At 43.3% G+C, this 9,032-nt stretch carries 9 protein-coding genes; 3 read left to right on the top strand and 6 right to left on the bottom strand.

The genetic code is table 11. The annotated features are described in order from the left end of the window. Positions 1-179: 179 nt before the first annotated feature. The 5 genes from AB4274_RS17920 to AB4274_RS17900 all read right to left on the bottom strand — a co-directional run bounded on the left by AB4274_RS17920 (position 180) and on the right by AB4274_RS17900 (position 5,314). The gene (locus AB4274_RS17920; RefSeq protein ID WP_133151372.1) at positions 180-407 is read right to left on the bottom strand and encodes a hypothetical protein; all 228 of its coding nucleotides are present in this window, start codon (positions 405-407) and stop codon (positions 180-182) included. A gap of 9 nt (positions 408-416) precedes the next feature. Next, positions 417-1,091, bottom strand: coding sequence for an HNH endonuclease (locus tag AB4274_RS17915; protein ID WP_372112803.1), 675 nt, complete (start codon positions 1,089-1,091; stop codon positions 417-419). 46 nt (positions 1,092-1,137) lie between these two features. After that, on the bottom strand, positions 1,138-2,880 hold the full coding sequence (locus AB4274_RS17910) for a metallophosphoesterase (RefSeq protein WP_372112801.1): 1,743 nt from the start codon (positions 2,878-2,880) through the stop codon (positions 1,138-1,140). A 278-nt stretch (positions 2,881-3,158) separates the two neighbouring features. Beyond that, positions 3,159-4,292, bottom strand: a complete 1,134-nt coding sequence (locus AB4274_RS17905; RefSeq protein WP_372112799.1) for a PcfJ domain-containing protein — start codon at positions 4,290-4,292, stop codon at positions 3,159-3,161. Between the two features lie 50 nt (positions 4,293-4,342). Continuing rightward, on the bottom strand, positions 4,343-5,314 hold the full coding sequence (locus AB4274_RS17900) for a hypothetical protein (RefSeq protein ID WP_372112797.1): 972 nt from the start codon (positions 5,312-5,314) through the stop codon (positions 4,343-4,345). Between the two features lie 311 nt (positions 5,315-5,625). Here AB4274_RS17900 and tnpA point away from each other — a divergent pair, with 311 nt between their 5' ends. The 3 genes from tnpA (at position 5,626) to AB4274_RS17885 (ending at position 7,727) form a co-directional block, all read left to right on the top strand. After that, entirely contained in the window at positions 5,626-5,943 is a 318-nt protein-coding gene (tnpA, locus tag AB4274_RS17895) for an IS66 family insertion sequence element accessory protein TnpA (protein WP_372112796.1), read from the top strand. Then, positions 5,940-6,167, top strand: coding sequence for an IS66 family insertion sequence element accessory protein TnpB (gene tnpB / locus AB4274_RS17890; RefSeq protein WP_372112794.1), 228 nt, complete (start codon positions 5,940-5,942; stop codon positions 6,165-6,167). Before tnpA ends, tnpB begins: the two co-directional genes overlap by 4 nt. A gap of 25 nt (positions 6,168-6,192) precedes the next feature. Next, positions 6,193-7,727 (top strand): IS3 family transposase gene (locus AB4274_RS17885; RefSeq protein WP_372112792.1). Its coding sequence is split into 2 segments (ribosomal slippage): positions 6,193-6,646 and positions 6,646-7,727, totalling 1,536 coding nucleotides; the frame shifts between segments, so codons are not numbered across the junction. Between the two features lie 208 nt (positions 7,728-7,935). Here AB4274_RS17885 and AB4274_RS17880 read toward each other — a convergent pair. Next, complete coding sequence (locus AB4274_RS17880; protein WP_017062424.1) at positions 7,936-8,778, bottom strand: hypothetical protein; 843 nt, start codon at positions 8,776-8,778, stop codon at positions 7,936-7,938. Positions 8,779-9,032: the final 254 nt, after the last annotated feature.

Here is a 9,032-nt window from a genome sequence, read left to right as displayed (position 1 = left end):
TGCAGCAAAAGTCGGAAATAGTGCCAGTTATTTGTAAGTCTTTACACGAGTGGGGATCACCACGACATCAAGGTTATGCTCTTAAATAGAGCAAAGCCTGATTGTTTGTACATGATAGATACCTTTCATTGACGAGAGGTATTCTAATTGAAGCGCGTAAATGATAGCGACTTATAAGCTTACATCTCATACCAATATAGCCATTCAACGAAGCTATTAAATGTCATCTCTTTGTGTCTAATAGAACCATCATCTAGCACTTTAATATTTTCTTCAATGCAGCCATTGCACTTCACAATGATAGTCTTGCCTCTTAGGGTCGCTTCATAGCTTTTCTTACCTGTAACGAGACATTCGTCATTGTTAAAATGTGCGATAATTCGTTGAACTATTTCATTTTCCATCATTTTACTCCCTTAATTCAGAATTGAGCGTAAGCCGTCAACACTCAGAGGATTTGTTCCTCGATGTAAAATTGAATGGCAGTTTGAACAGACTGGGATTAAGTCTTTAACTGGATCTACCTTGTAGCTTTTAGCGATGGTATTAAGGGGTTTGATATGATGAACTTCAATGAACCCCGACCCATGAGGTCCGTACTTTTTCGCAAAGTCGAAACTGCAAATCTGGCATCTTGTACCGTAATATTCGATACATGCTTTTCTTGCCTTTGGATCCCTTTCATATTTATTAACAGTGACTTGTTTAACAGCTCCTTCAACATACTCCTGTGGCTCTTGTGTATTGATTTCACCACTGATCGAAGAATCATCAGCTTGTTTAAGACCCCAATAAATTTTATCAACCTGATTCTGTGCGCTGACATCTGTTAACTTACCTAAACCTTCCGGTGTAATTTCTCGCACAATGATGTAGTAGCCTGAATCTGGGTTCCCCCCATTAGGGTTAAGACCAATCATTTCTACTGGTGTACCAGCGTACGTTTCAAATTTGTGCCCAATAGAAAAATTGTACTCAAACAGATCACCAGCATTGTCTCTAACCACGTTGAGCGTTCGATTATTAACTTCGGTAAATGTGTAGGTTGGTTTCTGGCCATGTTTACTGGCTTTTCTTGTATATTTAGTCATTTAGAACTCATCGGTTTGGAGTAACTGTAAAAATATCGAATAATTATCAGAACAAACTATCAAAATCGCCTTCACTTTGTTGTGATAATAGCTCTGACCATTTTTCTACCAATTTGTACGCTGTTTTTGTGCAGTAATCTGCGCCATCTTCTCGCTCAACACCAATAACATGCTGCTCAGTTAACAGTAAATAAGCCGCGAGTTGCTGAAGATTGCCTGTTTGTGCCAACCGATTAACATCAGGCTCGTATTGCGAATACTCATCCGCCAAATCTTCATCCACCTCATCAGGGTCATAAACCCCAATTGGGTCCCATTCGGTTAGCAGCACTTCACTCACTGTTTGAGAAAAGCCATTGTCAGCTTTTGCTGCCGGTAGCGTGGCTAACATCGCGTTTAGCAGTTGAGTAATACCGTTGCTAACCACCTCAGCACAGTTCAGTTCATTCGCATACGCAAAGCCATGCGATCCGATTAACTCGTTGGGTGACTCGTCCCAACCGGGCAGATAAGCGTGATAGCCCACCAATGGGTTCTCTTCCTTCGCGGCGTTATAATCAACGCACACGACACTCTCGCTCACAGGTTGCGGAAACGGTGTCAGGGGGAGTGTGTAGTGGCCGACGATGACAGGAAACAAAGGTGGCGTGTTGTAAGCCATTGCACCACACTCAACGGGCGTATCGGGGATGGATGTTTTTTGAGCAGCTGGAACCACCGCCAATTCTCGATAGCTATCTACTGCGTACTCGTCTTTCCACCAAGCAACACGAATGTCGTTACGCTCAATGCCATTCTTATCTGCAAAGCTAATGCCTTGTGGCAAATGTGCTTCTGGCCCTTTAAGCAGAGTTTCAATTAGACCAAACAGTTCGTGATTACGATTAAAAGCCTCTTCCCAATGTTCTGATTTTAGTGAACGGTCTGGATTAAGGTACTGCTCTAAGCGTGCGATGCTCTCTTCGTGCCAGCAGGCATGAATAGCACGAATATCGCCACAATTAAGATACAAAGGCAGGGTCATAAACCACTCGACCCAATGTTGATGTAATGGCGAGTCTTCACCAACCTGCGCGAGAAAATGCGCGTGTTGTTTTTGATTGCCTGCTTTACTGCGATCGCGAAGGTGCTTTCCGTCAGCGCCCTTTAGGTACCAACCCACCGCATTAAACTCGTGGTTGCCTAGTAAGCAAAGCGCTTGTTTATTGTCGACTAAGTTTTTAACCGTATTCAGCGTCGCGATATGATCGGTTGCTGAATTTGGGCTGTTATCAACTAAATCCCCAATGAAGACAATGGTGGTATTAGAGTCATCACTCTGTTCTGGTAGCCCTTGGGTGTCGAGCAAAGTGGTTAATTTATCTTGCTGAGCATGAAGATCGCCAATAAAAAACACGCTTTCCAAATGATGCTGTTGCTTAAACTGTAACCCTTGCTCTAGCTGCAGACAGCGCTGCTCAAGCATTGGCCGCATCACCTCTTGCCAATAACGTATATCAAGTAGCCCACCCGACATACCACCTTGATTAAGAGACTCGATATAGATGTCATTGCTGTCGTTTGCTCGCCATCCGACTAGTCCTGCTTCACTCGATGCAAGCCTTGCTTGCTCAAGTAGTGTCACAACGTAATCATCCACCCATTTAAGTAAGCCTACGGTGGTGTAGCGGTCGCTATTGGCGATTAACTCGACGGGTAAGATGGACCATAATGCGCTGTTACCACGCAGGCCGTATTGGTTTAATTCACTGAACAGAGTGGTAATATATTTGCTTTCAATTAAGGCCAAGGAGTGCTCCTACTGCTGACGCTGTTTATTGATGATTATCGAATGGTGAGTGGGTTATTGAATCGCCCGCTGGCTATTGGGCGATTTTATCCTCGCAATATTGCCAACTCGTGACTCCTCGCTATGTAGCGTTTATATCGGTACTGCTGCATAAGATTCATGAAGGTTCCTTGTCACGATTTATTGGACTGCTACGATATACGATATTACGTTTTGATTATGTGACCCGTTTACCTAAAATAAAATGTGTGGGATATTGGTAAGCTTACAAAAAACAATCAATTTATCTTGGCTTTTCTTGCTGATTCAAGCCAATCAAATATAACTTTACGGGTACTTTCGGTTGCTAGTTTATTTCGAGCGCCAGCAATTTGATCGATTTCAAAGGGAAATGATTTGCCGGGAAGAATACTAACCCCAATGGTCATTCGCTCAGGTTGAAAAAGTCTAAATACAGCATACCGACCTTGAGCAATACGGTTATGATAAACAGCGATACAATGGCGCATCTCAGCGCCTTCCTTGCATAGGTCATCATAATCTTGGATCTGCTCTATCTTGTCTGTCTTACAAAGGTAGCGCATATAGGGTATATTGGCGTCAATGGGCCTCATAGACTGTGTTCGAGCTAAGTTATGTCTTTGCACCCAATCATCATGCAACGCAACCAAAGCCTCATTGTTTTCAAGGCGAACAATGTTTTGCATTGGCTCTTGTACTCCCAACGCTTGACCAAGTCGCAATGAATCTTCGATGCATAACGTTAGTTTTAGTCGCGTTGTGTAGCCGGTGTTCTCCAATGATTGACCTAGACGTGTACCTGTCAGAAATGGATGTGTATTGTCTAATGATAAGCTAGAGAAGTTGATTTTTTTGTAATGACTGAACCTCTTATAATGGCAAGTTCTGGCATCAAGGAGCTTCATCACGTGGAAGATTTCCCCCGCACGTTCATACGTCAAATCTAACTTATCGATAAATCTTAACGCAGACTTGGTGCCTGCCAGTCCAAGTTGCTCTAGGATCTTTCTTTGTCCCTGATTTGCTAGTCCTAGAGCCTGTTCATTATCAACAGGGTAATGCTCACAGAGCATCGCTAGAATAATCGGTCGGACATTTAGTATCTCTCTAGCGTTGACACTATTAGCTGCAAGCCAGAGCATTTGGTACTGGTGATCTGGAAAAATTTCACTCTGAGCTAACAACGGTTTAGGAATGGCAGATAACCACCCATCTCTGGTCGCCTCATTACAGATAAAATCTAGGCCAATACCAATACCTCCCTCAATCATATCTTGTCTACCATCTGGATAGTTGCGATAAGCCGTTAAGCGATCGCTCCAATGACAAATAACGATATCAAAGTTATATCCTATTGAACTAGTAGGTATAGTTGCTAAAGAAGTTTTCATATTATTCAAACACCAAACTGTTAAACGATAGCGGGTTAATTTTTTTCACCTTAAGCGGCCTCTAAACGAGAAATGATGGCTTCTAAAGGCAGGTCTTTTTCACGGATTAACTCAACAACGGCTTCAATATCTTGTTCGCGGTTCAAAGCTAACGCATAGTTTAAGTCATCAATGAGTGTTAGTGCCTGCGCTTTGGTCAGATTTCGTAGCAAACTCACTCGATTATCCGCTGACATTGTCATCAACTCTAAGGCGGAATCTTTGGTTTGTTTAGCTGAATGAGCAATGTTCTGCTTTTTTGCTTCTTTAGAAGTGGTTAGGCTTTCTTCTTTCTCCCTCTCTCTCGACGGAGAATCTATGCTCACGACAGTCGTAGCTCGAAACTCTCGAACATCAGACTCGTTCATCACGGTTTCTGCAGGTAAAGGTTCAAGACTCTTCTGGTTACACTTGTTTTTATTAACGAGAAGTTCAGCGTAATAAGCCATTGTTGGCAGCATGAAATTTAAATGCTTTAGAATTGCTTGCTCAAGCTCTTTCATTTCATTTCGCTTTATGTAAACACCGTCTTTACGAGCCTGTAGTGCGAATGAGATAGAATGTTTTACCGCATCTAAGCGATTCGAGTTGATATCCTCTAACTCATGAGTCTCTAAAACACGAGTTTCTTCTTGAGACTTCAAAACAGGCAAGCGTGTGCGCAGCGATTTGATGCACCCCTGTATTAGCTTATCGTTAGATACCACTATCGGATTTGGTAATTGAGGAGTCGGTTTGCAATCATCCTCTTCAACTTTACTCGCTCTAATTTCACGCTTTACTTCAGCCATGAAATTATTAATGGATTTAAAATCAGATGGCGTCGACCCAGTAAAAATAGGCTTAGGCACACCATCAATAAGTACTTTTAAGTGATTTGTTTGGGTTCTTTCATAAGTGAAAGGCGTATCGGTACCAAGTTGGTCATTTAAGAACTTGATTACACGCTTTTGGTATTTGCTGTAGCTAGATAGTTTGCACATGATAGGCCTCTCAATTTAAGTCATTTCGTTGAGAAGCATAATATTAGAAAGGGACATACGAATAAGCTTCATAAGCTTGTGAAAACCGTTTTGGCTAAGAAGAACTCGTTACTTACGGATTTTATTCCGTGAGGCTAACTTATGATCGGCACAATTTAAACTGGACATTCTATTAAGCGAAAACAATCAAACCTAAAAAAATCGGCGTTCAATATTCCTATTATGATAAATGTAAGCGTGTCACGAACCCCGCATTCTAATTAACCAGCACGAAGAATAAGATCATCTCTCCAACCCAAAGGAGAGTTGAAATGGTAAAACGACGCACCAACCTAGAATGGCAAACACTGTTTGAACAATATGAAAGCAGCAGTGTTACCCAACGCGCTTTTTGTGAAGAGCATGGACTGAGTTTATCCACGTTCTTTGCCAAACGGCGTCAACTCCAAACAGCAACCCCATCGGAATCTGTCGGATTTATTAAAGCTGAAATCGTTGAAAAGACAACCAAGTATCAGGCCCAGATAGCTACGGCTAACATGACACTTCTCATCAATGATGTGGAGCTGAGCATTCCTCAAGGTACGCCAGCCACCTATCTTGCTGAACTCATTGGAGCGTTGTCATGAAAGGTATGCTCAGCGCTCCAAACATTTACCTTTATCGTGAAAGCGTCGATTTTAGAAAGTCCATCAATGGTCTCGCAGCGATTATCGAAAATGATACTGACTTGCCTCTTGGCAGCGGTGCGCTGTTCCTATTTACCAATAAACAGCGCGATAAGATCAAGGTACTGTACTGGGATAAGACAGGCTCCCTATCTGGCAGGGTAGTTGTCACTGTTAAAATTTAACCAGTTTGGGCGATAAAGAGTAATTGTGTCTCGTATCTCAGTAGAAAGAAAAGAAGCTATCTTGAAGAAGCTATTACCTCCCTATTCGATGCCAGTGAAAGAAGTGTCGGAAGAGGAAGGAATTAGCACTGCGACCCTGTATCATTGGCGCCAGCAACTCAGAGGTTCAGGAGCCGCCGTGCCAAATAGCAACACTTCATCAGAGCAGTGGTCTGCTCAAACTAAACTCGCCATTGTTGCCGAGACTTACTCGATGACCGAAAGTGAACTCAGCCAATATTGTCGTGAAAAAGGTCTTTTCCCTGAACAAATCCAAAGTTGGCGCAGCGAATGTAAGCAAGGGTTTAAGTCGAGTAAAGAGCAGGAAGCTGAAGCAAAGAAGCAGGCTAAAGCTGACAAACTTGAAATCAAAGATTTGAAGAAAGATTTACGACTCAAAGAAAAAGCACTCGCTGAAACGGCCGCCCTCTTGGTACTAAGAAAAAAGCTGAGAGCCTTTTACGGGGAAGAGCCAGAGGACGACTAACCTCAACCGATGAAAGGCAGACCATAGTGACTCTAATCCTTGAAGCGAAGCAATGCGGATGCCGTTTACAGCTAGCTTGCCATGAAGTTCAAATTGACTTGAGAACCTATCGTCGCTGGTATCAGCAAGGAGAAGTTCAAGCTGACAAAAGGCCAATATGCATCAGACCTGAGCCTGCTAACAAGCTGTCTCAGGAAGAGCGTGATGCGATTGTCGAGGTGTGTAACCGCTCTGAGTTCGCAAGCTTGCCTCCAACTCAAATCGTCCCGACACTGCTTGATAGAGGTGAGTATATCGCCTCTGAGTCGAGCTACTATCGAGTACTGAGTACGCAGGGGCAACTTCACAAGCGAGGTCGTCAGCGGAGCAGACAGAAGCAAGCGAAGCCAACCAGTTACACAGCGACGGACTCAAACCAAGTCTATACGTGGGATATCAATTACTTACCTTCAAAAGTTCGAGGCCAACACTATTACCTGTATGTCATTGAGGACATCTACAGTCGAAAAATTGTTGGTTATGAAGTGTATGAGCATGAATGCGGTGAGCTAGCGTCACAACTTCTGCAACGAACGTTGATGCGAGAGCAGTGCTTCAATCAAGCACTGGTTCTTCACTCAGATAATGGTGCGCCGATGAAGTCGTTGACGTTCAAAGCAAAAATGGAAGAGTTAGGTATTACTTCATCGTATAGTCGCCCAAAAGTCAGTGATGATAACCCGTATGTTGAGTCATTGTTCCGCACGGTAAAGTACATGCCAAGCTGGCCAACAAAGGGCTTTGAAACAATCGACAATAGTCGAAGTTGGGTTGAAGCCTTCGTACGCTGGTACAACACGGAGCACAAGCACAGTAAGCTGAATTATGTCACGCCTTCAGAGCGTCACAATGGAAAAGATAAAGAGATCTTGAAGCGCCGAGCGGAGGTACTACTCGCTGCAAAAGAGCTAAACCCTGAACGCTGGCCTGGTGATATCAGAAACTGTGAACCTGTTGGTGACGTTCACCTAAATCCAGAAAGAGAAGCTGCTTAATAAGTAAGCAAATGATGACAACTACCTTGAAAAACACCGCTTGGTTAAAAGTACTACCATAAGTATTACCGCTCTCTTTGCGAGTTTTTTTATGGATATATATCAGCATCTTAAATAAATAAGTCGGATTCCTCACTCACCGCCAAATTTAAGACCGCAGCAGTTCGCTGCGGTTTTTTTATGTCTAATTTTATCCTGCGACCTGTTATCACCAAGGAAGAGCAACAACAGGTGTGATGACCAGTCGAAGTTGATGCTCTATCCCAAACGCGTCAGGGCTTTCAATGTAGTTCCAGTATTGAAGACCAAACTTGATGGGTTTGCCACCAATGAGAGTCGTCTTAGCGAACCCAATACCAATAGGGAATGACAATTTATTTCCACTGCTCGCTTCGTGATTATAGCTCCAAGTTGGTTGCGCTTGAATTTGCCATCCATCGTCTAGATTCGCGGTATAGAAGTACTGTCCACCAGTAATACTCGCGTCGGCGTCATTGCTTCCGCCAGCGTTCCATTGATGGGTAATTAACGCCCCGATAACCCCCCAGCTTTGTACGTAGGCTAAGGCAAACTCTGGACCGAGTAAGAATTGATCGTTACCCAGTTCATCGCTTGTTGCGGTGGGCAGTGTACCCACTATCCCCCCCACGACAATCATGCCGCTCTCAAAGGTATGACCAACGGCCACATCAAAGCCGATATCACCGAGACCTGCATCTGAATTTTCAAATCTATCGCCCTTGTAATAGGGTTGGTCAAATATTAAAGGTATATTTGGTCTGATAAATAAGTTGGTTCGCTCTGCAATTGGCACAGGGAGAACAGGTTGAAAGCTCAAGCGATACCCGTTCTGACTGTTCGCTGAATTTAAGTCGCCTTGATAGTTCGTCCAATCCAAGTTAAAGGACATCGAGCCAAGCGTTGTGTTTGGGTTGGCTAGCTCTTTAGCTACCTCCTCTACATCTTGCCCCTCGTCGGCTAACACTACGATGGGAAGAGTGACAGCAAAGAAGAATATCGCGCTTAAACTTCGTAATTTAAGGTTTGGCATTTTTTTTCCCTGACGAAAACGTTGGTACATAAACGTTTAGCTATGAAGGATTATTTTGTCAAAGTTGCCTTTATAGAGAAGGGCAGCTCTGGAGCGGCAAAGTCAATAGCTGTGGGTGAGATGAGCGTAAAAGTGATTGTTTTTGAGTCACTTTCTCTTGTCACGTTAGATTTGTCTTATCAATGAGCAAAGATGAGGATCAGGTAGATAGCGTGAAATTATTGGTCTAAGATTTTTGACACGTAACACTTATA

This window comes from Vibrio sp. 10N.261.55.A10, assembly GCF_041470825.1.
In the GTDB taxonomy this organism is placed as follows: Bacteria; Pseudomonadota; Gammaproteobacteria; order Enterobacterales; family Vibrionaceae; genus Vibrio; species Vibrio crassostreae_C.
This window is presented reverse-complemented; position numbering and strand designations above follow the sequence as displayed.

Bases quoted from the DNA above. Each gene is read 5' to 3' on its own strand.
- AB4274_RS17920 (WP_133151372.1), bottom strand. From the start codon at position 407: ATGATGGAAAATGAAATAGTTCAACGAATTATCGCACATTTTAACAAT.
- AB4274_RS17915 (WP_372112803.1), bottom strand. From the start codon at position 1,091: ATGACTAAATATACAAGAAAAGCCAGTAAACATGGCCAGAAACCAACC.
- AB4274_RS17905 (WP_372112799.1), bottom strand. From the start codon at position 4,292: ATGAAAACTTCTTTAGCAACTATACCTACTAGTTCAATAGGATATAAC.
- AB4274_RS17900 (WP_372112797.1), bottom strand. From the start codon at position 5,314: ATGTGCAAACTATCTAGCTACAGCAAATACCAAAAGCGTGTAATCAAG.
- tnpA (WP_372112796.1), top strand. From the start codon at position 5,626: ATGGTAAAACGACGCACCAACCTAGAATGGCAAACACTGTTTGAACAA.
- tnpB (WP_372112794.1), top strand. From the start codon at position 5,940: ATGAAAGGTATGCTCAGCGCTCCAAACATTTACCTTTATCGTGAAAGC.
- AB4274_RS17880 (WP_017062424.1), bottom strand. From the start codon at position 8,778: ATGCCAAACCTTAAATTACGAAGTTTAAGCGCGATATTCTTCTTTGCT.